Source organism: Nonomuraea sp. NPDC049480, assembly GCF_044465905.1.
Classification (GTDB): domain Bacteria; phylum Actinomycetota; class Actinomycetes; order Streptosporangiales; family Streptosporangiaceae; genus Nonomuraea.
The window spans coordinates 357268-381176 of record NZ_JBITMD010000008.1; the positions used below are offsets into that span (position 1 = coordinate 357268).

Annotated in this window: 21 protein-coding genes; 15 read left to right on the forward strand and 6 right to left on the reverse strand. The window is 70.6% G+C overall.

The features are described 5' to 3' along the window. Positions 1-3: 3 nt before the first annotated feature. Positions 4-414, reverse strand: a complete 411-nt coding sequence (locus tag ACIBX3_RS25025) for a DUF2795 domain-containing protein (RefSeq protein ID WP_397120848.1) — start codon at positions 412-414, stop codon at positions 4-6. Positions 415-491: 77 nt separating this feature from the next. Between ACIBX3_RS25025 and ACIBX3_RS25030 the strand changes: the two genes are divergently transcribed. From ACIBX3_RS25030 to ACIBX3_RS25085, 12 genes are all read left to right on the forward strand, one after another. Then, positions 492-1571 carry a GNAT family N-acetyltransferase gene (locus ACIBX3_RS25030; protein ID WP_397120850.1) on the forward strand — a complete coding sequence of 360 codons (1080 nt, stop codon included), beginning with the start codon at positions 492-494 and terminating at the stop codon, positions 1569-1571. 81 nt (positions 1572-1652) lie between these two features. Beyond that, positions 1653-2828, forward strand: a complete 1176-nt coding sequence (locus ACIBX3_RS25035) for a precorrin-6Y C5,15-methyltransferase (decarboxylating) subunit CbiT (protein WP_397120852.1) — start codon at positions 1653-1655, stop codon at positions 2826-2828. Positions 2829-2898: 70 nt separating this feature from the next. Then, positions 2899-3744 (forward strand): sirohydrochlorin chelatase, encoded by an 846-nt coding sequence (locus ACIBX3_RS25040; RefSeq protein WP_397120853.1) that lies wholly within the window; start codon positions 2899-2901, stop codon positions 3742-3744. A gap of 38 nt (positions 3745-3782) precedes the next feature. After that, positions 3783-4859 carry a nicotinate-nucleotide--dimethylbenzimidazole phosphoribosyltransferase gene (cobT, locus tag ACIBX3_RS25045; protein WP_397120855.1) on the forward strand — a complete coding sequence of 359 codons (1077 nt, stop codon included), beginning with the start codon at positions 3783-3785 and terminating at the stop codon, positions 4857-4859. Between the two features lie 12 nt (positions 4860-4871). Further along, positions 4872-5888 (forward strand): agmatinase, encoded by a 1017-nt coding sequence (gene speB / locus ACIBX3_RS25050; RefSeq protein WP_397120857.1) that lies wholly within the window; start codon positions 4872-4874, stop codon positions 5886-5888. Positions 5889-5967: 79 nt separating this feature from the next. Beyond that, positions 5968-7200, forward strand: a complete 1233-nt coding sequence (gene cobA, locus ACIBX3_RS25055; RefSeq protein ID WP_397120859.1) for a uroporphyrinogen-III C-methyltransferase — start codon at positions 5968-5970, stop codon at positions 7198-7200. Further along, positions 7197-10256: a dynamin family protein gene (locus ACIBX3_RS25060; RefSeq protein ID WP_397120861.1), complete on the forward strand. Its 3060-nt coding sequence runs from the start codon at positions 7197-7199 to the stop codon at positions 10254-10256. The genes cobA and ACIBX3_RS25060 overlap by 4 nt, the downstream gene beginning before the upstream one ends. Next, entirely contained in the window at positions 10253-11875 is a 1623-nt protein-coding gene (locus ACIBX3_RS25065) for a GTP-binding protein (RefSeq protein WP_397120862.1), read from the forward strand. The genes ACIBX3_RS25060 and ACIBX3_RS25065 overlap by 4 nt, the downstream gene beginning before the upstream one ends. A 222-nt stretch (positions 11876-12097) precedes the next feature. Then, positions 12098-12721, forward strand: a complete 624-nt coding sequence (locus tag ACIBX3_RS25070; RefSeq protein ID WP_397120864.1) for a single-stranded DNA-binding protein — start codon at positions 12098-12100, stop codon at positions 12719-12721. Positions 12722-13394: 673 nt separating this feature from the next. Further along, entirely contained in the window at positions 13395-14684 is a 1290-nt protein-coding gene (locus ACIBX3_RS25075; RefSeq protein ID WP_397120866.1) for a GGDEF domain-containing protein, read from the forward strand. Between the two features lie 290 nt (positions 14685-14974). Next, entirely contained in the window at positions 14975-16639 is a 1665-nt protein-coding gene (gene ettA / locus ACIBX3_RS25080; protein WP_397120868.1) for an energy-dependent translational throttle protein EttA, read from the forward strand. Positions 16640-17063: 424 nt separating this feature from the next. Continuing rightward, the gene (locus ACIBX3_RS25085) at positions 17064-17315 is read left to right on the forward strand and encodes an SCO4226 family nickel-binding protein (protein WP_397120870.1); all 252 of its coding nucleotides are present in this window, start codon (positions 17064-17066) and stop codon (positions 17313-17315) included. Between the two features lie 12 nt (positions 17316-17327). Here the strand turns inward: ACIBX3_RS25085 and ACIBX3_RS25090 are convergent, their stop codons facing one another. Beyond that, on the reverse strand, positions 17328-17729 hold the full coding sequence (locus ACIBX3_RS25090) for an NUDIX domain-containing protein (RefSeq protein ID WP_397120872.1): 402 nt from the start codon (positions 17727-17729) through the stop codon (positions 17328-17330). A 137-nt stretch (positions 17730-17866) separates the two neighbouring features. On the opposite strand from ACIBX3_RS25090, the gene ACIBX3_RS25095 reads away from it, so the two are divergent. The 3 genes from ACIBX3_RS25095 (at position 17867) to ACIBX3_RS25105 (ending at position 20178) form a co-directional block, all read left to right on the forward strand. Next, on the forward strand, positions 17867-18478 hold the full coding sequence (locus ACIBX3_RS25095; RefSeq protein WP_397120874.1) for a TetR/AcrR family transcriptional regulator: 612 nt from the start codon (positions 17867-17869) through the stop codon (positions 18476-18478). Between the two features lie 162 nt (positions 18479-18640). Then, the gene (locus ACIBX3_RS25100) at positions 18641-19018 is read left to right on the forward strand and encodes an acyl-CoA thioesterase (RefSeq protein ID WP_397121035.1); all 378 of its coding nucleotides are present in this window, start codon (positions 18641-18643) and stop codon (positions 19016-19018) included. Continuing rightward, the gene (locus ACIBX3_RS25105; RefSeq protein WP_397120876.1) at positions 19015-20178 is read left to right on the forward strand and encodes an MFS transporter; all 1164 of its coding nucleotides are present in this window, start codon (positions 19015-19017) and stop codon (positions 20176-20178) included. Before ACIBX3_RS25100 ends, ACIBX3_RS25105 begins: the two co-directional genes overlap by 4 nt. Here ACIBX3_RS25105 and ACIBX3_RS25110 read toward each other — a convergent pair. The 4 genes from ACIBX3_RS25110 to ACIBX3_RS25125 form a co-directional block, all read right to left on the reverse strand. Then, positions 20173-21681 (reverse strand): glycoside hydrolase family 13 protein, encoded by a 1509-nt coding sequence (locus tag ACIBX3_RS25110; protein ID WP_397120878.1) that lies wholly within the window; start codon positions 21679-21681, stop codon positions 20173-20175. The two genes, ACIBX3_RS25105 and ACIBX3_RS25110, sit on opposite strands and share 6 nt — an antisense overlap. Before the next feature lie 18 nt (positions 21682-21699). Next, entirely contained in the window at positions 21700-22080 is a 381-nt protein-coding gene (locus ACIBX3_RS25115) for a globin (protein ID WP_397120880.1), read from the reverse strand. 10 nt (positions 22081-22090) lie between these two features. Then, a complete protein-coding gene (locus ACIBX3_RS25120; protein ID WP_397120882.1) occupies positions 22091-23032 on the reverse strand; it encodes a mechanosensitive ion channel family protein in 942 nt (313 codons plus the stop codon). Between the two features lie 509 nt (positions 23033-23541). Beyond that, complete coding sequence (locus tag ACIBX3_RS25125; protein ID WP_397120884.1) at positions 23542-23826, reverse strand: hypothetical protein; 285 nt, start codon at positions 23824-23826, stop codon at positions 23542-23544. Positions 23827-23909: the final 83 nt, after the last annotated feature.

Consider the following 23909-nt stretch of genomic DNA (forward strand, 5'->3'; position numbering starts at 1 on the left):
CGGTCACCACCTCCGCTTCTCCACGCCGAGCCCGAGGGCCTTGGCGACGTCGGCCATGTTCTTGTACTGGCGTTCCGGAAGGGACCTGACCATGTCCGCCACCTGGTCCGGAGCGTTCGCCTCTTCGGCGTGCCGCACCAGCTCGGCCTTGGACGACGGCCAATGGGTGTCACTCAGCCACTTGGCGAGGTCGCTGCGGACGTCGACGTCGCGCTGCGTCATGCCTTCCGGGACGCCGGGCTCGTGACCGGGAGGGTACGACTGCTGCGACTCCTCGCCGGCAGCCGGCATGGCCTCGGGCTCCTTCCATTCCTCGGCGTGCGTCGTGCCGCCGCCGCGTACCATGCCCTCGGTCTCGTGCTTCTGCTGATCGTCCAGGCGGGGGCCGTGCTTGTCGCTCCCACGTTGTTCCATCGTTCCCTCACTCCTCTCAATTGCGCCCCTACCCCCGCTTTCGTGGGCAAACATCGCGGCTGTGTAGCCTGCCGAGGGTGTTCGATCCCGACGTCAGCATCGCCACGGCCCGGCTGATCCTGCGGCCGTTCGGGCCGCAGGACGCCGCCCGGGTCCGGTCGATCGTGGCATCCGGCGTCCGTTTCCTCCCGCCCGGGACGCCCGCCCACGCGCCGGGCGTCGCCCAGTGGCTCGCGAGCGGCGTGCACGAGCTCCGCCGGTCCGGGCAGGGCATCCACCTGGCCATGACCGACGTCGACGGGCTCGTCGTAGGCGCCATCAGCCTGTTCAAGACCTCGTGGAGCGCGGGCACGACCGAGGTCGGCTACGGCGTGCACCCCCTGCACCGCGGCCGTGGCCTGGCCACCGAGGCCGTACGCGGGCTCGTCGGCTGGGTGTTCGAGAACACCGCGCTGCGCAGGATCGACCTGACGGCCAACATCGACAACACCGCCTCCCTCCGTGTCGCCCAGAAATCTGGCTTCACCTGGGAAGGCGTGCTGCGCGCCGCGGTCATGGAGGACGACGGACCGCACGATCTGGTCATGTTCGGACTGCTCCGCGACGACGGCCGCGCGCCCGTGAGCATCCTGCCCAGGGCGGAGCTGCGCGCCCGGCGGCTTCTGCTGCGGCCGCTCGACCCCGCCGACGCCCGCGACCTCGCCGCCGCCGCGGCGGACCCGCTCACCCAGGCCAGGACGAGCGTGCCGCGCGGCTACACCGAGGGGCACGCGCTGGCCTTCATCGCCAACGCGGAACAGGTCCGGCTGAGGGGCGCGGGCATCGGCTGGAACGCCGTCGACCTGCAGACCGGCCGGTTCGCCGTGAACGTGGACATCAGAGACGTCGACTGGACCAACCGGACGGCAGAGATCGGGTACATGACCGCCCCGTGGGCCCGCGGCAAGGGCTACGCCGGCGAGGCCGTGCTGACGGTCGCGCGATGGCTGTTCGAGCGGCAGAAATTCAACCGGCTCCAGTTGCGCACGGCCGTGGACAACCGAGAGTCCCAGCGGGTGGCCGAGAAGGCGGGCTTCGTCCGCGAAGGCGTGACTCGTGCCGGCCTCGGCGGCGACGATCTCGTCGTCTACAGCCTCATCCCGTCCGACCTGGCCTGAGGGCACACCGGACTGACCTCCGTACCCCTTTGTGAAACGTCTCAAGAGCCGTCACCCTGGTGGTGAGGAGTGTGAGGCGCAATGATCACGGTTGTCGGCTGGGACGGATCCGAGCTCTCGGCCAAGGCGGTGGACCGCCTGCACGAGGCGCGGCTCGTCGTGGGGCCGGACGCCCTCATCGGGCAGCTCAAGCTCACCGCGCCGACCGCGGCGGACGGGTCGCTGCTCGAAACCCTCGACGATCACCTCGAACACGGCGAGGGCCCCGCCGTCGTGATCGCGGAAGGCGATCCCGGATTCTTCGGCGTCGTGCGCACGCTGCGGGCGCACGGCATCAAACCAGAGGTGCTGCCCGCGACCTCGCTGGTCACGCGGGCTTTCGCCTGCGCCGGGCTCAACTGGGAGGACGCCCTGGTCGTCGCACCCTCCGGCCCGGGGCAGCTCAACCGCGCCGTGAACGCCTGCCGCGCCCACCCCAAGGTCGCGCTGATCGTCGCGCCCGGCGTGGGCCCCGGGGACGTCGCCAGGGAACTGGCCCCCACCACGCCCCGCGCGCTGATCGTCTGCGAGGACCTCGGCGGGCCCGACGAGCGGGTCACGCACAGCCGCATGGGCGAGGCCACGACCCGGCCGTGGAAGGACCCCGACGTGGTCCTCATCATCGACCCGCTGCACCGGCCCAAGGAGCCCAGCTGGGTGGCGGGCGCGCAGCCGGGGCCGGCTGAGTGGGCGTTGCCGTTCGAAAGCAGGTTCCCGGCGGAGGTCAGGGCGTACGTGCTCGCCAAGCTGGGACCCCGGCTCGGCGACCTGATCTGGGACGTGGGCGCCGGCGCGGGCGAGATCGCCGTGGAGTGCGCCAGGATGGGGGCGGCCGTCATGGCCGTCGAACGCGAGGAGGAGTTCTGCGCCAAGCTGCGCGCCAACGTGCTCAAGCACGGAGTCAAGGTGGCTCTGACCAGGGGGCAGGCGCCGCCGGCGCTGGAGCCGCTGCCCGACCCCGACGCCGTCTTCGTGGGCGGTGGCGGCCCCGACGTGGTCGTGGCCTGCGCCGCGCGCGGCCCGCGCTCACTGGTGTGCGCGCTCAGTAAGGTCGAGCAGGTGGCGTCCGTGCTGGAGCGGCTGCGCGAGCAGGGCTACCGGGGCGAGGGCACCCAGATCCTGGCCTCCAGATTGACGCTCAACCCCGACGGATCGCACCGTCTGACCGCTTCTGACCCGGTCTTCGTGGTGCACGCGACGCCTGTGCACACAGCGTGACCTGTTCCCTACCGGGGTGTATCGGTTATCCTCGCGTGTCTTTGTCCACCGCACCGGAGAATCCCTCACGATGAAGCCGCCGCTCTTGCTGATCGGGCAGGGCTCGCACGATGATGCCTACGCCGCGGAATTCGGCAGGTTCGTACACCGGCTCCGCTGCCGCCTCGACCAGACGGCCGCCGACGTCTCGGGGGGCTACCTGGAGCGCGCCACGCCGCGGCTGAGCGAGTCCGTCGCCTCGCTGGTCGCCAGGGGCCACCACCGGCTCGTGGCGCTGCCACTGAGCCTCAGCAGGGTGAGCGACGACCTCGGCGCCGCCATGGAGCGCGAGCAGAAACTGCACCCGACGCTGATGTACGACTACGGCCGCCCGCTCGGGCCCGACCCCCGCGTGCTCGCGCTGCTGGCCGATCGGCTCAACGAGGCCGCCGCCGACATCTCCAAGCCGCGCCCGCGCCCGCTGGAGCTCGTGGGCGCCCGGCCCCGGCTGCGCGCCGTGGACGCGCCGGTCACCGAGGACCTGCACGTGGAGCCCAGCGAGACCGCGGTCGTCCTGGTCGGCGAGGGCTCCACGGACGCGGCCGCCAACGCCGAGATCCACCGGGTGTCGCGGCTGTTCTGGGAGACGCACGCCTACGACTTCATGACCGTCGAGACCGCGTTCGTGTCGGTCACCCCTCCGGGGGTGCCCGGCGGGCTCGAACGCTGCCGCCGCCTGGGGGCCAAGCGCGTGATCGTGGTGCCGTACCTGCTGTTCGCGGGCGGCCTGCTCGAGCGCGTGTGGGCGCAGGCGCTGGCGTACGGCGCGGGCCACCCCGATCTGGACATCCGCTGCGCCGAGGTGATCGGCGACTGCGAGACCCTGGCCGACGTCGTGATCGACCGATACGAGGAAGCGCTGCAACTCGTCCCGTAAGCCCTCCTGCACAGGAGGCCCGCAAGTGGAGGTACGCCGTGCTCGCTGAGACGCTCGCCGCGATCCGCCCCGCCGACCCGGCGGCGATCGCCGAGGCCCGCGCTTACCAGGACCGCCTCACCAAGCCCCGGGGCTCACTCGGCGCGCTGGAGGAGGTCGCGGTCCGCCTCGCGGGCGCCGCCGGCGCCTGCCCGCCGCCCATGCCCGCCCCCGCCGCGCTGGCCATCTTCGCCGCCGACCACGGCGTGCACGCCCGCGGCGTAACCCCGTGGCCGCAGGAGGTCACCGTCCAGATGGTGGCGAACTTCCTGGCCGGCGGCGCCGTCGCCAACGCCTTCGCCGCCCAGGCCGGCGTGCCCGTGACCGTGGTGGACGTCGGCGTCGCCGCCGACCTCCCCGACGCCCCCGACCTGCGCAAGCACAAGATCGGGTACGGCACCGCGGACCTGTCGCGGGGCCCCGCCATGACCGTCGACCAGGCCGTCAGGGCGCTGGAGGCCGGGATCACAGTGGCCCGCGACCTGGTGGAGTCCGGAGCCCGCTGCCTGATCACCGGCGACATGGGCATCGCCAACACCACCGCCTCCGCCGCCCTGATCTCCGTCTTCACCGGCAAGGACCCGGCCGAGGTCACCGGCAGGGGGACGGGGATCGACGACGAGACGTACGCACTCAAGGTGGACGTCGTCCGCGAGGCCCTCCGCGCGAACGACGTGTCCACCGTGACCACGGCGAGCTCGGGGAGCGAGGCGCTGCGCGCGCTGGCCGCCGTCGGCGGGTTCGAGCACGCCGCGATCGCGGGCTTCATCCTGGGCGGCGCGGCGGCCCGCGTGCCGGTCATCCTCGACGGCGTCATCGCCGGCGCCGCCGCCCTCGTGGCCGCCGCGCTGGATCCGGCAGCGCCCGACCACTGCGTCGCCGGCCACTGCTCGGCCGAGCCCGGCCACGCCGCCGCCCTCGCGCACCTCGGGCTGCGTCCCTTGGTCGACCTGGGGTTGCGGCTCGGCGAGGGCAGCGGCGCCCTGCTCGCCCACCCGATGGTCTGCGCGGCCGTACGGGTGATGCACGACGTGGCCACCTTCGACTCTGCGGGAGTGACCGAGAAGCCGGTGTGATAGAGGAGGGTCATGTCCCGTTATGGCGCAATGTACGGCCCGGACTACACGTTCCTGGGCGTGGACCGCTGCGACGTAGGCGACCCGGCGAGCTACGAGGGCGCCGACGTGGTGATCATCGGCGCCCCCTTCGACGGAGGCACCTCGAACCGGCCGGGGGCCAGATTCGGCCCGCAGGCCCTCCGCCAGGCGTGTTACCTGCCGCACGACGGCTCCAGACCGAGCCTGGCGCTGCGCGTGGACGCGCTGAAGGACCTTCGCGTACTCGACGCGGGTGACGTCGAGTGCTATTCGGGTGACGTCGAGGGCTCGCTGACGGCGATCGAGGAGGCCGTGCACCGCATCGCCGCCTCGGGCGCGATCCCGCTGGTGCTCGGCGGCGACCACACGATCGCGCTGCCCGACGCGCGGGGCACGGCCAGGGCGTACGCGCCCGGCCGCACCTCGATGATCCACTTCGACGCGCACGCCGACACCGGCGACTTCACCTTCGGCCACCACCTGTACGGCCACGGCCAGCCCATGCGGCGGCTCATCGAGTCGGGCGGCATCCGCGGCGACAGGTTCCTGCAGATCGGGCTGCGCGGCTACTGGCCCGAGCCGGCCACGCTGAAGTGGATGGCCTCCCAGAACATGCGCTCGTACGAGATGACGGAGGTCGTGACGCGCGGGCTCGACGAGGTCCTGACCGAGGCGTTCCGCATCGCTCTTGACGAGTGCGACCAGATCTTCCTGTCCGTGGACATCGACGTCTGCGACCCGGGACACGCGCCGGGCACCGGCACGCCCGAACCGGGTGGGCTGACGGCCAGGCAGCTCCTCGACTCCGTGCGCAGGATCTGCTACGAGCTCCCGGTGGCGGGCATGGAGCTGGTCGAGGTCGCGCCGCCGTACGACCACGCGGACATCACTGCGTACCTCGGGAACCGGGTTATCCTTGAGGCGCTGTCAGCGATGGCCAGACGCCGTAAGGACGATGAGGGCGGGCCTCGCTGGGATCCCAGGCAGCCCCTTCTTGACGGACGTTAACCCGTGCGCAGCAAAGGACGGATTCAGAGCCGGTAGGTTTACCTCCTAACACAACCTTCGCGAACGGGAGATTCCCCTCATGGGCCCCTACCTCCTCGGCCTGCGCCTTTCCGGCCGCCGGGTGCTCGTCGCAGGCGGCGGCCGCGTCGCGCAGCGGCGCGTCCCCGCGCTGCTGGAGGCCGGTGCGGAGGTCACCGTCGTGTCGCCGAGCGTGACCCCGGCCCTCGACGACCTGATCGCCGCAGGTCGGGTCACCTGGCACGCGCGGCCCTACGAGGTGGGCGACTGCGACGGCGCCTGGCTCGTCCAGGCCTGCACCTCCGACAGGTCCGTCAACACCGCGATCGCCGCCGAGGCGGAGGCCAAGCGCGTGTGGTGCGTGCGGGCCGACGACAAGGACGCCTCCGCCGCGTGGACGCCCGCCACCGGGCGGGTCGACGAGATCAGCGTGGCCGTCACCGCGGGCGGCGACCCGCGCCGGGCCGCCGGCATCAGGGACGCGGTCGTCGAGGCGCTGCGTGACGGGACCGTCCACGCCCGGCGCAACCGTACGAAACCGGTCGGCGTGGCCCTCGTGGGCGGTGGCCCCGGCGACCCCGGCCTGATCACCGTGCGCGGGCGGCAGCTCCTGGCGCAGGCCGACGTGGTGGTCGCCGACCGGCTCGCCCCCCGAGCCCTGCTCGACGAGCTCGCGCCCGACGTCGAGCTGGTCGACGCCGCCAAGGTGCCCTACGGCCGGTCGTTGTCCCAGGAAACGATCAACGAGCTGCTGGTGGACCGGGCCAGGCAGGGCAAGTTCGTGGTGCGGCTCAAGGGCGGAGACCCGTTCGTGTTCGGGCGGGGCGGCGAGGAGATGATCGCCTGCGCCGAGGCCGGCATCCCCGTGCTGATCGTGCCGGGCATCACCAGTGCCGTCGCGGTGCCCGCGGCGGCCGGGGTGCCGGTCACACATCGCGGGGTCAGCCAGGAGTTCCACGTGATCTCCGTGCACGTGGCGCCCGACGACCCCAAGTCCACCGTGGACTGGCCCGCCCTTGCCCGTTCCGAGGGCACGCTGGTGCTGATGATGGCCGTCGAGCGGCTGGCCAAGGTGGCCGAGGCGCTCGTTCGTGACGGACGTTCCCCGGAGACTCCCGTAATGGTGGTACAGGACGGTACCCTTCCGACCCAGCGGGCGGTTATCGCTTCGCTTTCCACCGTGGCCGACCGCGTGTCCGCGGCTGGGATACGGCCGCCGGCGATCGTCATCGTCGGAGACGTCGTCAGGGTCGGCCAGGAGGTCGAGATGGTTCGAGCGGAGCGCTTGCCGTGAACACGGCCATGGATGACGGGCGGCAGGAGTCACTGGGGGAGCAGACGTTGAGCTTCCGGCCGGTGCGTGACGACGACGACACGTTCGACGCCTTCGCGGCGGGCCCCGCCAAGGGCGCCCGCCGCGACGACTCGCGCGGGCCGGCCGAGCAGGCGGGCGGCGAGGACCCGCGTGGTCCGGAAGGGCAGACCGGGCGCGAGGACCCACGCGGGTCCGAGAGGCGGCCCGGCCGTGAGGACCCGGGCCCGCCCGGTGAGCCTTCCCAGGGGGAGGCCGCCGCCGCGGACCGTTCCGGCTCTGAGTCCGTGAACTTCTTCGCACCGCGGAGGCCGGTCGCCGGCACGGACCGTTCCGCGCCTGGGACCCCGAACGCGTCCACGGGCCGCTCCGGCCCAGAGCCCTCCGCGGCTTCCGATCCGCACCCGACGCCGGAGAAACCCGCCCCGGCGGACCCTTCCGGCGGCCCCTCTCTCTTCGTGAGGCGCGACGCGCACGGCGGACCGGCCACCACGGACGAGGCGGTCCCCGAGCAGGAGGAGCCCGCCGCCCAGGACGAGCCGGCCATTCATGATGAGGCGGCCACGGCACCGGCCGCCGAACGACCGGAGAGCGGGCGACTGAGCGCCGAAGAGCCGGACGGCGAGCAGTCCGGCGACGAGGAAGCGTCCCACGACGAGCCGGACGAGCACAGGTCGAGCGACGAGCACCCGAGCGACGACGACTCGAGCGACGAGCACCCGAGCAACGAGGCGTCGGGCAACGAGGAGTCGAGCGAAGACCGGCCGCTAGCCACGGAAGAGCCGCCTGCCGCAGCTGAGCCGTCCGCCTCGGACGAGCCGGTTGAAGAGCAGCCGGTCGAGGACGAGCCGATCCAAGACGAGCCGATCCACGACGAGCGGACTGAGCATGAGCCGTCTGTGGAGGAGTCCTCCGAGGAGCGGCCGTCATCCGCAGGCGAGCTGTCCGATGACGGGCTCGAGTCGGACGAGGCCCTCGCAGACGAGCGGCTGCAAGCCGCCGAGGACGACCGGCAACACGACGCCGAAACCGACGACGACCCCCATGGGGAAAGCCACGAGGGACTCTCGGACGAGGCTTGGGACGAGGTCTTGAGCGCGGCGCGGGACGAGATCTCGGTCGACGCCTCCGACGATGCCCTGGTCGAGGCGCAGGACGATGCCTCGGATGAGGCGGCACACGACGCTTGGGGCGAGTCGTCGCGTGATGCTCTGATCGAGACGCCGGATGAGGCCTCGGGCGAGACGCCTGAGGACGCGATCTCCGCCGATTCCCCGGACGAGCTCCAAGCCGCCGAGGACACCTCCAGAGAGGCCGAAAGGACCCCCGAGGAGACCGGCGGGACCGGTACCGAGGGGACCGGTGCTGAGAAAGCCGGCGGGACCCGTACCGAGGCGTTGCCGGCGGAGGCGGCCGAGGCACTCACGGCGGCGCTCGACGCGCTCCGGGAAAGCGTCGCCGATCTGCGCTTCGGCCTGGACGTCCCCGGAGCCGAGGAGGCCAGACAGGCGCAGGCGGACCTGCTGGCCCAGCTGGAGGACTACGTGCTCCCCAGGGTCAAGACCAGTGCCGCCCCGGCCCTCATCGTGGTCGCGGGCTCGACCGGCGCCGGCAAGTCCACCCTGGTCAACTCCCTGGCAGAGCGCAACGTCTCGCGCACTGGCGTACGCCGCCCCACCACCGGCACCCCTGTCCTGGTGTGCCACCCCGAGGACCGTGGGTGGTTCGCGGAGGGAGAGCTGCTCGGCAAGCTGGAGCGGCTCGACAAGCCCTCACGCGACGCCGAGATGAACGGCATCGTCATCGTCGCGACCGAGAAGCTCCCGCAGGGCGTCGCGCTGCTCGACACCCCCGACATCGATTCGGTGGTCGAGGAGCACCACGAGGTCGCGCATCGCATGCTCGACGCCGCCGACCTGTGGATATTCGTGACCACGGCGGCCCGCTACGCCGACGCCCCCGCCTGGAACCTGCTCAAGCTGGCCAAGGAGCGCGGCGCCCGGCTGGCCATCGTGCTGTCGCGGGTTCAGTCCCGGTCCGCCGACGTGGTGTTGAAGCACTTCGTCCGCATGCTCACCGAGTACGGCCTGGGCGAGATCGACAGATTCGTCATCCACGAGGCGAAGGTCAACGACGGCAGGCTGCCCGACAGCGAGGTCACCGACCTGCGGCTCTGGCTGGCCGAGCTGTCGGTGGACGAGGAGCGGCGGGCGCAGGCCGTACGCGAGACGTTCAACGGTGTGCTCAACAGCTTCCGCACCCGCGTGCCCGCGCTGGCCAAGCACCTCGAGGCGCAGGTCGCCTTCCGGACCGAGCTGCGCAGCGACGTGGAGGCGGCCTTCCTCCGCGCGCTCAGCGCGATCGACAAGGCGTCGAAGAACGGCTCCATGCTCCACGGCGAAGTGCTGGCCCGCTGGCAGGACTTCGCCGGCTCCGGCGATCTCATGCGCTCGCTGCAACTGCGCAGACGCGGCCGGGCGGCCAGACAGGCGCCCGAGCGGGTCCTGGCGTTCAAAGCGGCGATCCGCACCGGCCTGGAGGCGGTGATCGTGGCCGCCGCCAACCGCGCCGCCGAGGAGGTGGTGGCCCGCTGGCGGCACCGTGCCCAGCTGGGCGCCAAGCTCGGCGAGGGCCTCGACAGGCCCTCCGACAATCTCGTACGGCACACCAGCCGCGCGATCGCGTCCTGGCAGGAGCACCTGGGCGAGCTGGTGAGCAAGGAGGGCGTGGCCAAACGGTCGGTGTCGAAGCTCGTCTCGTTCGACCCGGACTCGCTCTCATTGATCTTCATGGTCGCGATGTTCAGCGGGAGCAACGGCGAAGGGGTGCCGCACCGGCTGGTCAACGCCCTGCTCGGCGCGGAGTCGCTACGCGGCATCGGCGCCAAGGCGCTCAGTGATCTGCGGGCCAGGATCGGCATGTTGTTCGACGAGGAAGCCATGCGTTACGTGCAAGCGCTCGACTCCGCGGGCATTCCCGACGAGTCCGTCGCCACCCGCCTCTACCAGGCAACGTACAACCTCGAGGTGGCTCGATGACCACCATGACCACCAGGCCGGGACTGGCGCCGCGATTGACCGCGCTCACCAAGGTGGTGGAGCTCGGCCCGGGGCGGCTCGACGCCAAGCTGCTCACCGACGCCAACGCGCTGCTGCAGCGAACCGGCGAACGCCTCAAGCTCTCGTCCGAGCACACCGTCGTCGCCCTCGCGGGCGGCACGGGCAGCGGCAAGTCGTCGTTGTTCAACGCGATCTCCGGGCTGGAGCTGTCGCCCACCGGCGTACGCAGGCCGACCACGGCCCGCACCCACGCCTGCGTGTGGGGGCTGGAGGGTGCGGCGCCGCTGCTCGACTGGCTGCAGATTCAGTGGCGGCACCGCTTCTCCCGGGCCAGCGCGCTCGACAAGGGAGACACGCAGCTCCACGGGCTCATCCTGCTCGACCTGCCCGACCACGACTCGATCAGAGCGCTCACCGACACCGAGGCCGACCGGCTCATCGGGCTGGCCGACCTGGTGGTGTGGGTGCTCGACCCGCAGAAGTACGCCGACGCCTCGACGCACCGGCGCTACGTGACGGAGCTGGCGGGGCATGAGGCGGTGACCGTGTTCGCGCTCAACCAGGCCGACCGGCTCACCACCGAGGAGCTGGCCGAGCTGGTCATCGACCTCAACGACCTGCTGCGCCGCGAGGGCGTCGAGCATCCCAGCGTCGTGCCCACCTCGGCGGTCACCGGGCGCGGCATCGAGAGCCTCAAGAGCGTCATCGCGACCGCCGTCGCGCGCCGGCGCGCCGCCATCCAAAAGCTCGAGGCCGACCTGCACCGGCTGGAGCAGCGCCTCGTCGAGGCCATGCCAATGGGCGAGGCCCTGTCCGCGCCCTCGTCGGTCGACGAGGCCCGCCGGATGGGGCTGACGGACGCCCTGTGCGACGCGGTGGGCGTGCCGGCCGTGGGCGAGGCCATGGAGAACGTCTACGCGGAGCGATCGAGCCGGTGGGTCGGGTGGCCGTACCCACGGTTGATCGACAAGTTCCGCTCCGACCCGCTGAAGACCCTGCGCCTGGAGGACGTGGGCGAGGAGATCCGCGGCATCACGACGGGCTCGGTGAGCGCCCAGTCGGCCGAGGTCGCCAACGCCGTGCACGCGCTCGCCGACGGGCTGTCCATGGGCATGCACCCGGTGTGGCGTACGGCCTTGCACCAGACGGCCAGGTCCCGCGCGGGTCAGCTGCCGGAGGCGCTGACCGAGGACCTCATGGAGGTGGCGCCGCAGCTCGACCGGGTGCCCGGATGGTGGCGGCTGCTCAAGGTGTGGCAGTACTTCCTGGTGGCGGCGTTCCTGGCCGGGGCGGTCTGGCTGGCGGTCGGCCTGCTCGCGCCGGGCGCGTTGCCGGCGTCGCTGCAGTTGCTCGGCGACAGCGGGGCGCTGCCGTGGGTGGGGCTCATGATGGCCTCCGTGCTGGGGCTGGGAGCGCTGTCGGGCATCGCGTCCCGCAACTTCGTGGAGCTGGGCGCGTCGCGGGAGCGGGAGCGGCTGGAGCGCGAGATGAGGCGCCGGGTCGCGGCCGTGTCGGCGGCGATGGTGGTCGAGCCCGTCGAACGCGAACTGGCCCGCCACCACGCCTTCTACACGGCCCTCCGCGACCTGTCGGGCTGATCCCGGAGGCCTTGCGCGCTCTGCGGCGGATTCGCCGGGGTGTGGCTGCGCCCCGCCGGCTTGGCGGGGTGTACGCCTACGCTCGGCGGCCCTGTCCACAACCTCCGCCGGCCCTGCCTGCTCCATCCACAGAATCCCGCTCGGCGTCCCGCGCCCACAGCCTCCTCCGGCACCGTAGTGCCAGGTCGCGGGCAGCCGGCCCGCCACATCGGGAGGCACGGGATGAACGACATCTACATCACGCTCACCGGCAACGTCGCAGCAGAGCCCAGGCAATATTCCTTTGAGGACGGCCTCAGGGTCACCTCGCTGAAGGTGTTCACCTCGCACCGCTACTTCGACAAGAAGACGGGCCAGTGGACGGACGGCGAGCGCGTCTGCTTCACGGTCCGCTGCTGGCGCGCCCTGGGGGAAAACGTCGCCACGTCCGTACGCGCGGGCCAGCCGGTGGTGGTGTCGGGCAAGCTCCGCATCCGTGAGTTCGGCCCGGAGGGCGACCGCCGTTTCATGCCCGAGATCGAGGCCAGCGCGGTGGGCCATGACCTGCGCTGGGGCACCGGAGTCTTCACCAAGCCGGAGCGGGGCGGCGGCGTGGCGTCGATGAGCAAGGAGATGCGCGAGCGCCTCGACGAGGAAACCCAGGACTGGGCCATGGCCTCACGAACCGCCCGCCCGGTGGCCCGCCTGGATTCCGCCGCTGAGGGCCACCCGATCCGCGTCCTCGGCACCGACACCGTACGAACCTTGGGACCGGAGGCCGAGGCGAGCGACGATTCCGAGCACACCGAGGACGAAGGCGACCAGAACACGGACCAGCAGACCCTGGAGGAACGAGCGGCAGCGTAGGGCAGCAGGCAGGCGCACCGGCCGCGCACGCGACCGGTGCGCGGCCGGCCGTGCACGCGACCGGCGCCTCGCCGGCGCCATGGAGTGGGACTGCTCAGGTGCCCTGGTGCTGTGCGCGACGGGGGCTGGGATGGTGACGGGGGCTGGGATGGTGTCGTGCGGTCGCCGCCCGGCCCTGCGCTCATGCCCGGTCCTGTGCTCAGATCCCCAGCCCGGCCGTGGTCTGCCCTCGGCCGGGATCCCTGCACGCCCGAAACGGGCGACGGCAGGATCGTCGCAGGTGAATGACCTCAGCATGGCAGGCACGCAATGAGCAGAGGTGGTGCTGCCATGAGCAGAGCAGGTGCGGAGAAGGGCGTTAGACGCGAGAGATGGTGTTGATGCCGACGGTCGATGTCGCGCAGCCTGGCGGACAAGAGCCAGGAGCGGAGGGGGGAGGGGGCATCGGCCGAATCCCGCCGATCCCCCGAGGGTGGCCGATGGGGTGTTACCCGCGTCAGATCGCTAGAGCATCTGTCAAGTCCAGATCACGCCCCGCACCATGGCTGCTCCTTTCAGCACGGCCCGCTCGCGGAGTGAGCGAGTGTCGTCCCTGTCAACGTATCGGTTTCCGTCGCGTAACGCACACTCCGCAATTATTGTGTTACACATCGTTAGTCAGGGAGGAGACGAGATGGCGGCGACCAGTCACGCCTCTATCAAGCCTCGCGACGGTGTGTCAACACTGGTCGGCCGCTGGCCGTTGCTCGGCCAACGCCGTGCGCTCGTGGTCTACCTGTGCGCGATAGTCGCACTCGATCTCGCCGCGATCGTGGTGCTCACGTCGACCACCGAGTTCAGGTGGCCGGATGCGCTCACGTTCGCTGCCCTCATGGGCTGTGGCGCGGTCTGCATCGAGGCGACCAGGCGCCTGGGCATGCCCGCCGGAGTCTCGCGGGACCTGCTGTCGGCGTGGTGGCTGCCGGTGGCGCTGCTCCTGCCCCCGGTCTACGCGCTGTTCGCGCCCATCGTGCTGCAGGTCCTGCTGCAGGTGCGGGTCCGCGCGACGGTGCTCTACCGCCGGGTGTTCAGCTCGGCCGCCATCGGCCTGGCCGGGTGCACGGCGTCCGTCCTGTTCCACCAGGTCGTCGAGGATCCGTGGGTGCTCTCGCGGGGGAGCGGCACGCCGATCATGTACGCGGTGGCGGCCGCCGTGCTGTTCTCCTTGCTCAACGCCGCGCTCATCGCCGTCGCCGCCCACACCGCGGACCCGGACACGACCTGGCGCGAGGTGCTCTGGAACAAGGAAAACGTCCTGCTCGACATCGTCGAGCTCTGCCTGGGTGTCACGGTCTCGATCGGCTGCGGCCTCAACCTGGCCCTGCTGCTGCTCACCCTGCCGCCCGTCGTGTTGCTGCAACGCAGCCTTTTGCACGCCCAGCTGCAGGCGGCGGCCCGCACCGACGCCAAGACGGGCCTGCTGAACGCGGCCGCGTGGCAGCGCGAGGCCGACACGGAGATCGTGCGCGCCCGCCGCACCGGCGACACCCTCGCCCTCCTGATCATCGACATCGACCACTTCAAACGCGTCAACGACGCTCACGGCCACCTGGTCGGGGACCAGGTTCTCGTCGGGGTGGCCGCCACGCTGCGCAGCCAGCTGCGCGACTACGACGTGGTGGGCCGGTTCGGCGGTGAGGAGTTCGTCGTCCTGCTGCCCGGGGCCGACATCCGCGAGGCCCGGCAGGTCGCCGAACGCCTGCGCACCCGCATCGGTCACATGGCCATCCCCGCCGACGACACCATGATCAGAGTCACCATCTCGGCGGGTGTCGCCCTGATGAGCCTCCACGGCGACGACCTGATCGACCTGCTGGCCGCCGCCGACCTGGCCCTGTACCGAGCGAAGGAGCTGGGCCGCGACCGCGTCTGCGTCCCGCTCGTGCAATCCCCGCCCCGGTCCCTCCCCGAAGACACTTCCTGACCAAGACACTTTCCGGACCGCGATCCCTCTTGACCCGCGACAGGGCCGCCGGGTCCGGGCCGTGGTGCGATTCGTCACCGACCCGCGTGGCCGTCGCCGGTCGGAAGGAAACTGCTGCCGGAGACCGGCCCAGCATCGCTCGCACCCGCGTCACCCGTCTTGTGGGAGCTCGTGCTCCGGCCCCTGTCCTGCTGGGGTTGGGCCCGGTGGGGAGGGCTCGTGCCCGCTCTGTCTCGTCCCGCCGGAAGGCTCGGCGGAAGCCCGGGCCGGGAGCCCCTAAGCTAGAGGGCATGCCGGAGTACATCTACACGATGCAGCGCGTGCGCAAGGCGCACGGCGACAAGGTTGTCCTTGACGGCGTCACGCTGTCGTTCCTGCCCGGAGCCAAGATCGGTGTCCTGGGGCCGAACGGCACCGGGAAGTCGACGCTGCTCCGGATGATGGCCGGCCTGGACCAGCCGTCCAACGGCGAGGCCAAGCTCATGCCCGGCTTCACGGTGGGCATGCTCCAGCAGGAGCCGCCGCTCAACGAGGAGAAGACCGTCCTCGGCAACGTGCAGGAGGGCGTCGCCGAGACGATGGCGATGCTCCACCGCTTCAACGAGATCGCCGAGCAGATGGCCACCGACTACAGCGACGCGCTGATGGACGAGATGGGCAAGCTGCAGGACCAGCTGGAGCACCGCAACGCCTGGGAGCTGGACAGCCAGCTCGAGCAGGCCATGGACGCGCTGCGTTGCCCGCCGCCCGACGCCGAGGTGACCAAGCTGTCCGGTGGTGAGCGCCGCCGGGTGGCGCTGTGCAAGCTGCTGCTGGAGGCGCCCGACCTGCTGCTGCTCGACGAGCCCACCAACCACCTCGACGCCGAGAGCGTGCAGTGGCTGGAGCAGCACCTGGAGAAGTACGCCGGCACCGTCCTGGCTGTCACCCACGACCGCTACTTCCTCGACAACGTCGCCGGCTGGATCCTGGAGCTGGACCGCGGCCGTGCCTACGTCTACGAGGGCAACTACTCCACCTACCTGGAGCTCAAGGCCCAGCGGCTCAAGGTCGAGGGGCAGAAGGACGTCAAGCGCAAGAAGCGCCTGGAGGACGAGCTCGAGTGGGTCCGGTCCAACCCGAAGGCCCGCCAGACCAAGAGCAAGGCGCGTCTCCAGCGCTACGAGGAGATGGCGGCCGAAGCGGACAAGCACCGCAAGCTGGACTTCGAGGAGATCCAGATTCCGCCGGGCCCGCGCCTGGGCACCACGGTGATCAAGTCCGACGAGCTCGCCAAGGGCTTCGGCGACCGGCTGCTGATGGAGGGGCTGACGTTCGACCTGCCCCGCAACGGCATCGTCGGCATCATCGGCCCCAACGGTGTCGGCAAGACCACGCTGTTCCGCATGATCACCGGTAGTGAGACGCCCGACAAGGGATCGATCACGGTCGGTGACACGGTCAAGATCTCGTACGCGGACCAGAGTCGCGGCGGCATCGACCCGAGCAAGAACGTCTGGGAGGTCGTCTCCGACGGGCTCGACCACATGAAGGTCGGCAACGTGGAGATGCCGTCCAGGGCGTACATCGCGGCGTTCGGGTTCAAGGGCCCCGACCAGCAGAAGAAGGCAGGTGTGCTGTCGGGCGGCGAGCGCAACCGGCTCAACCTGGCGCTCACCCTCAAGCAGGGCGGCAATGTCCTGCTGCTCGACGAGCCCACCAACGACCTCGACACGGAGACGCTGTCGTCGCTGGAGAACGCGCTGCTCGACTTCCCGGGCTGCGCCGTCATCACCTCGCACGACCGGTGGTTCCTCGACCGCATCGCCACGCACATCCTGGCGTGGGAAGAAGGATCCAACTGGTTCTGGTTCGAGGGCAACTTCGCCGACTACGAGAAGAACAAGATCGAGCGGCTGGGCGCCGACGCGGCTCGCCCGCACCGGGTGACGTATCGGAAGCTGCACCGCGACTGAGCAACCGCCGCCGGGGTGTGGGGTGGAATGCCCCGCACTTCCGGTCGTGGGCGAGGTGGGCGCGGCCAGATGCCGGGCGTGCCATCATGCTCCTCCTCCGAGGAGGCGTACGCACCCCGCATCGCCGGATCCCCACGCTGATCGCCGACGCCGAGATCACCCGTCACATCGCCAGGGCCCGTGCCCCGGATCAGGGACCTGATGCCGATCTGCCGCGACCTGCTCGGCGGCCGGTACCTGGGCGGTGGCGGCGACAGCCGGTCCCCGCGACTCTCGCGAGCAGCGCCTGACCGTGGAGGACGTGCCGGCCGGCCGGGGCAGGAACGGCAACGGCATACCGAGCCCCTGAAACCGTGCTCGCCGGCGTCCGGCGATGGAACGGCATGGAACGCCTCCCCTTGGAAGGCACCAAGGGGAGGACACGATGGCGAAGTTCATGGATGTCCACAGCGGCTTCGTCGGGGCTACGGCGGAGCAGCTACGCGAGGCGCACGAGCGGGACCTGGCGATCGAGGAGTCCGAGGGCGTGCACTTCGAGCATGCCTGGCTCGATCCGGTGTCGGGGAAGGCGTTCTGCCTGTCGTCCGGTCCGTCGAAGGAGGCGGTGCTGCGGGTGCACGAGAAGGCCGGGCACCCGACGACGGAGATCTACGAGCTGCCCATCGAGGTCGAGTAACCGCCCGGAGGGTCACGTGAGCCGGCCGCTCGCGTGGAGGTGGTCGAAGACGATCTTATCGACCGGCGCCACGCGGTGGCGGTCGGCGTACGTGAGCCACACCACCTCGTCGATCTCGCTGCTCGCGGTCGGCGTGCCGAGGTACTCGGCCGTGTAGCAGGTCATCTGCACGGTGACGCCGTCGGCATGCCCGTCCGCCTGGGCCTGGAAGGTCCCGAAATGCATCGCGCTGGACGGGACGATGGCGACGGCGAGCTCCTCGTCGATCTCCCTGACCAGGGTGTCGAGGTCGCTCTCGCCGGGCTCGCGCTTGCCGCCGGGGAGGTAGTAGACGTCCTTGCCGCGGGACCGGGTGCTGAGGATCTGACCGCCTTCCAGGAGGATCCAGGCGACCTTGTCGATGATCGTGGTCAATGTCGTCCTTCTGCTCGCCGTGATCTTCAGGGGGCTTGCCGGGCCCCGCAGGCCCATGTTCCTCCTCTCGGCCATGTGGTGTTGACGAATGTTGGCTGAACCTGATTCTAGAATCCCATCGCGATACCATGGCTCACATGGCACGTAAGTCCTCGTGGGAGTGGAGCCGCACGGCGCAGACCCGCAAGATCATGCTGCAGGCGGCTCGCGAGGTTTTCAGCGAGCACGGTTTCGCCGATGCCAACGTCTCCGAGGTGGTCGCCCGCGCCGGGTCCAGCGTCGGCAGCCTCTACCACCATTTCGGCGGCAAGACGGAGCTGTTCCTCGCGCTTTGGGAGGATCATCAGGCGGCGCACGAGCAGGCGTCGGCCGCCAGTGTGGCCGCGGCCAAGAAGGAGGGCGTGGACGACCCGGTCGAGTTGCTGATCGCCGGCGCCCGCGCCTACCTCGACGGCGCCTGGGAGCGGCGGGACCTGGTCCGGCTGTTCATGGACGGCGACGGGCCGCCCGGTTTCGAGCTGATTCGCCGCACCCGGGGCCGGGAGTGGGTCCGCCAGAACGCCGTCCTGCTCGGTGCCGGCGGCGACCCGCTCGACAGGTTCACCGTGGCCGTGCTGACCGGCATCATCGGCGAGGCGGCCCGGGAGGTCGCCACCTCCGATACCGAGGAGGAGGCCCACGAGATCGTCGAGGCCGCGATGACCCTGATCCGCCGCCTCGATCCCCTCCAGGTCCTCGAGGACGACTGACCATCGCCCTCGCCTGCCCCCGTTCTTCGTATGATCGGCTCTGCTCCTTCCGGCCGGCTCACCCACCGTGGCGGGCGGCCGCCGCAAGGGCGCAGGACCGGGCCGGGTACGGTGGCGGACGTGGTTGAACGCACCCCGGCCCAACGGCACATCTACCTGCGCATGGTGAGATTCGCCGACGTCGACTCCCAAGGCCACGTGAACAACGTGCGCTTCCTCGACTACCTGGAGGACGCCCGCTTCGGCATGTTCGCCATCGACCTCCACAACGCGGGGGAGGAGCCGTTCAAAGGCCTGGTCGTGACCCGGCACGAGATCGACTACCGCCGCCCGCTCGGCTTCCGCCCCGGCCCCGTCCGGGTGGAGACCTGGGTGGAGGAGATCAGGCCGGTGCGGTTCACCCTGCGGTACGAGATCCGCGACGACGAGCAGGTCTACGCCACCGCCATGTCGGTGATCGCCGCCTATGACGTCGAGCGGGCCGCCCCGCGCAGGCTTACCGAGAGCGAACTCGCCTACCTCAAACGCTTCTCGGTATGAGGCGCTGGTGGATGCTGGCGCTGGGCGTCAACGCCCATGCCTGCGTCACCTTAGGACTCTTCGGCCTACCTCTCGTCATGCCGGAAATCGAGCGACATTTCGGCGTACCGCTGCCGGTGGCCGGAATCATCGCGAATGCCCCGGCTTTCGGCATCCTGTTCGCCCTCGTCGCCTGGGGAGCGCTCGCCGACCGGCACGGCGAGCGGCTGATCCTGGGCCTCGGTGTCGGTACGGCGGCCGTGCTGTTCGCCGCCCTGGCCTTCGTGGAGAGGACGTGGGCGGTCATCGCGCTGCTCGCCCTGGCCGGCGCCGCGGGCTCGGCCGCGATGGTGGGCGGCGGGCGGATCGTGCTGCGCTGGTTCCAGCCGCCCGAGCGTGGCGTCGCCATGGGCCTGCGCCAGGTCTCCTTCACGCTCGGCATGGCCGTCGGCGCGTTCGCGCTGCCACCCGTCGCGCGGGCACACGGCCTGCCCGGCGTGCTCCTGGTCTGCGCTGGCGCGAGCCTGCTGGCCGCCGTGCTGGCCGCGCTCTTCCTGGCCGAGCCGCCGCACGAGATCTCCGGCCACGACGCGGGTCCGGCTCGCTCGCCGTACCGGCAGCCCGCGTTGTGGCGGGTGCACGCCACGAGCGCCCTCCACGTGGTGCCGCAGATCGTGGTCAGCACCTACGGCGTGAGCTGCCTGGTCAGGTTGTACGGCTGGGACAGCGTGGAGGCCGGGCGGCTGTTCGGCGTGGCGGCGATCGGCGGGGCCGTTGTGCGCATCGCGGTCGGCCGCTGGTCCGACCGGACCGGGCTGCGCATGCGGCCCCTGCTGCTGATCACCTGCGCCGGGCTCGGTGTGCTGGCGTTGCTGGTGGCCGGCACGCTCACCCAGACCTGGCTCGGCCCCGCGATGCTCGCCCTGGCCGCCGTGACGACCGTGGCCGGCAACGGGCTCGCCTACCTGGCGGCGGGCGAGCTGGCAGGGCCAGGACGGGCGGGCAGGGTGCTCGGCACCCACAACACCATCCAGAACAGCGTCTCCCTGGCCGCCACGCCGCTGGCCGGAGTGCTGATGGAGAGCGCGGGATTCTGGGCCGGCTTCGCGGCGGGGCTGGCGTGCACGTTGCTCTCGCTCCCCGTCGTGCCCGTCCGCGGCGAACGTCCGAAAGGGTTATGAGTCGCGCCGCAGCCACACGGCCGTGTCGGGCGGCAGCAGGCCGCGCTTGAGCGGGCCGCTCGCCAGCAGCACGGCGTCGTGCTGGGGGAGGCGTACGGCACGCATGCCGCAGTTGATCGCGCAGACCAGCGGACCGCGGGTGAAGAAAAGCGCACCCTCGGGGGACTTCAGCCACTCCAACGTATAAGGAATGGATCTCGCCAGCTCACGGCGGCAGGCCAGGGCCCGCCGGTAGAACTCCAGCGTCGAGTCCGTGTCACCCTCCTGCTTCTCGACGCTCAGCTCCGCGAACGTGGCCGGCTGCGGCAGCCATGGCTCCACACCGCCCGGCGAGAACCCGTACGAGGGCGTGTCCACCGTCCATGGCATCGGCACCCGGCACCCGTCGCGCCCCGGCAGCTTGCCTTCCGACTGGAAGAACACCGGGTCTTGCCGGGCTTCGGCGGGCAGGTCGATCACCTCGGGCAGACCCAGCTCCTCGCCCTGGTAGAGGTAGGCCGACCCGGGCAGGGCCAGCATCGTCAGCAGCGCCGCCCTGGCCCGCGCCAGGCCGGTGCCGGGGTCGGCCGTCTCGTAGCGGGTGCGATGCCGTACGACGTCGTGGTTGGACAGCACCCACGTCGCGAACGGCACCGTGCCGAGCGTGTCCTCGATGACCTTCTTGAACGCCGTCGGCGACCACGGCGCCTGCAGCCAGGCGAAGTTGAAGCTTTGATGCAGCTCGTCGGGGCGTACGTACAGGGCGAGGTCCTCGGGGCTGTCGGTCCACACCTCGCCCACGGCCATGCGCTCGCCCGGATAGGTGTCGAGCAGCCGCCGCCAGTCGCGGTAGACATTGTGCACCTCGGGCTGCCCCCACACCGGGGAGACCGCCTTGAACGACTGGTCGCCCACGTCCGGCAGGCCCTCCGCCTTGTACAGGCCCATCGCCACGTCGATGCGGAACCCGTCCACGCCACGCTCCAGCCAGAACCGCAGGATGTCCTGGAACTCCAGGTGCACCACGGGATTGCGCCAGTTGAAGTCGGGCTGCCCGGGAGCGAACAGATGCAGGTAATACTGGCCGTCCGCCACCTGTGTCCAGGCCGGCCCGCTGAACGTGGACTGCCAGTTGTTGGTCGTGTCGCGGAAGATGTACCGATCGCGGCCCTTGCCCCGCAGCGCCTCCTGGAACCAGGGATGCTCCGATGAGCTGTGGTTGGGCACGATGTCCACGATCACCCTCAGCCCGTGCTCGTGCGCGCTCGCGACCAGCGCGTCGAAGTCGGCCAGCGAGCCGAACAGCGGATCGACGCCGCGGTAGTCCGCCACGTCGTAGCCCCCGTCGGCCATGGGGGAGGGATAGAACGGCGTCAGCCAGATGGCGTCGACCCCCAGCCGCTGCAGGTACGGCAGGCGTTCCCGCACCCCGGTCAGGTCGCCGACGCCGTCTCCTGAGGCGTCGGCGAAGCTGCGTACATAGATCTCGTAGACGACGGCATCACGCCACCAGGGGATTTCCATGTGGCGTCTCATGCCCCGTTATGCGGGAGAGTTCACCAGACTGTGGGCCGCGTAGACCAGATAGTCCCAGAGCCTGGTCTCCAGCTCTTCCGGTAGATCGAGCGAGTCGACCGCGTCCCGCATGTGCCGCAGCCAGGCCTCGCGCTCCACCTCGCCGATCACGAACGGCATGTGCCGCATGCGCAGCCGCGGGTGGCCGCGCTGCTCGCTGTAGGTCTTGGGGCCGCCCCAGTATTGGATCAGGAAGCCCCGCAGCCGCTCCTCGGCGCCCGTCAGATCGGGCTCCGGGTAGAGCGGCCGCAGCACCGGGTCTTCGGCGACCCCCTCATAGAAGCGGCTCACGAGGCGCCGGAAGGTCTCCTCGCCCCCGACGGCGTCGTAGAAGGAGGTCTCAGTCACGCCCATAAGACTATGCGGTGGGGACCATGGAGATGCCCGCGGTGTCCAGCGCCGTCTTGACCCGGAGCCTGAGCTCCCTGGAGACCTCGGCCTGCGCGGAGGGCAGCGTCTTGGCGGAGATGCGGAACACCAGCGAGCTGTCCGACAGCTTCTCCACACCGAACACCTGCGGATGCTCCACGATCTTGATCTCGCGCAGCTCGGCGTCGGCCCAGATCTCCTCGGCCACATGCTCCAGCAGCACCTTCACGCTCACGACGTCGGAGTCGTACGGCACCGGGACTTCCATGGAGGCCCGCGACCAGCCCTGCGACTCGTTGCCGACCCTGGTGATCGTGCCGTTGCGGACGTACCAGACCCGTCCGTCCGCGTCGCGCAGCCTGGTGACGCGCAGGGTGACGGCCTCGACCGTGCCCACCGCGGCGCCCGCGTCGATCACGTCACCCACGCCGTACTGGTCCTCGAGCAGCATGAACATGCCGGCGATGAAGTCCTTGACGAGTTCCTGCGCGCCGAAGCCGATGGCGACGCCGAGGATGCCGACGCTGGTCAGCAGCGGGGCGATCGGGATCGTCAGCTTGTCCAGCACGGTCAGGATCGCGGTGCCCAAAATGACGATCGAGGCGACGTGCTTGAGCACCGAGCCCATCGTCTCGGCCCGCTGCTTACGCCGCTCGTGGAGCAGGGCGTCGATCGTGTCGGTCGCCACACCCTTGCGGAACCTGCTGGTGATCGAGCCGCTCGTGGCCGCGCGGTTGATCACTCTCGTGATCAGGCGGTGCGCGACATTGCGCAACACGAAAGCGAACATGATGATCAACATGATCACGATCGCGCCGGAGATCAGAGGCATCCACGGCGCGTCCGGGAACCACTTGACGAGCGTAGAGCACACCGGGTCGGTCGTGCAGACGTCCGCCACCGCCGTTGCCGCCTTGTCAAGGTCCAGCAAACTGGACGACGGCGTGGATGACGGTGATGGCGACGGTGATGGCGACGGTGTCACCAGCAGTAGCACTGGGTAGATCCCCCTCCGGAAGCGGTTCAGTCGGTTGAGCGGACCGTTTCGATCTAGTACCGGTCCAAAATACCGCCGACCGAACCGCCCGCCGTCACATCACGCCGGGGAAGACGGGGTCGCCGGCTCTCTGGGCCGCGGAGGGAGAGAGCCGGCGCTCCTTGTGACGGACGGCTCGGAGCAGGACACACACCCGGAAGCATGTCCCGCGCCGGTTCCGGGAGGGATCCCCCGAACACCCGCCCGGCGGACCGGGCGGGTGGCTTCGTGCGTACGGGCGCGAACCGTACGGTCGATGACGCGCGTCTGAAGGCGGAACCGGCGGAGTGACCAGGGCCCCGTCATGCGAGGGACCCTCCGCACCGGTCACTCCGCCGGCTCCGTAAGGCCGCCGTGGGTGCGGTGAGCCGTGGTGGCTGCGCTCCACCCGGATCACCGCGTCGTCACTCCCCCACGGCGGCGAGCACTCGGGCGACCTTCGTCGCCGCACCAGCGGGGTCGTCGGCCGTGTGCATCCGCTCACCCCAGGACCAGCAGTACCACCAGTCCGGCATGTCGGAGACCGCGGTCGGCCGACAGGTGACGTTCTCGGACAGGCTCGTCGCGTTCGGGTTGATGACCCGGACGAACCGCCGCCCGCTCTGGGTCTGAACCACTCGTGCGAGCAACCCCCGAGCGCCGAGTTCTGACACGAGACGCTCCAGGAGCTCGAAGCTGTCGTCCCCCACCGTTCTCGTCCTCCCTACCGAATCGCTGCTGGTGGGCCAAAGATGTCTCAACTCGGCGGCGGGCGCAACGCGGGTCACCCGGC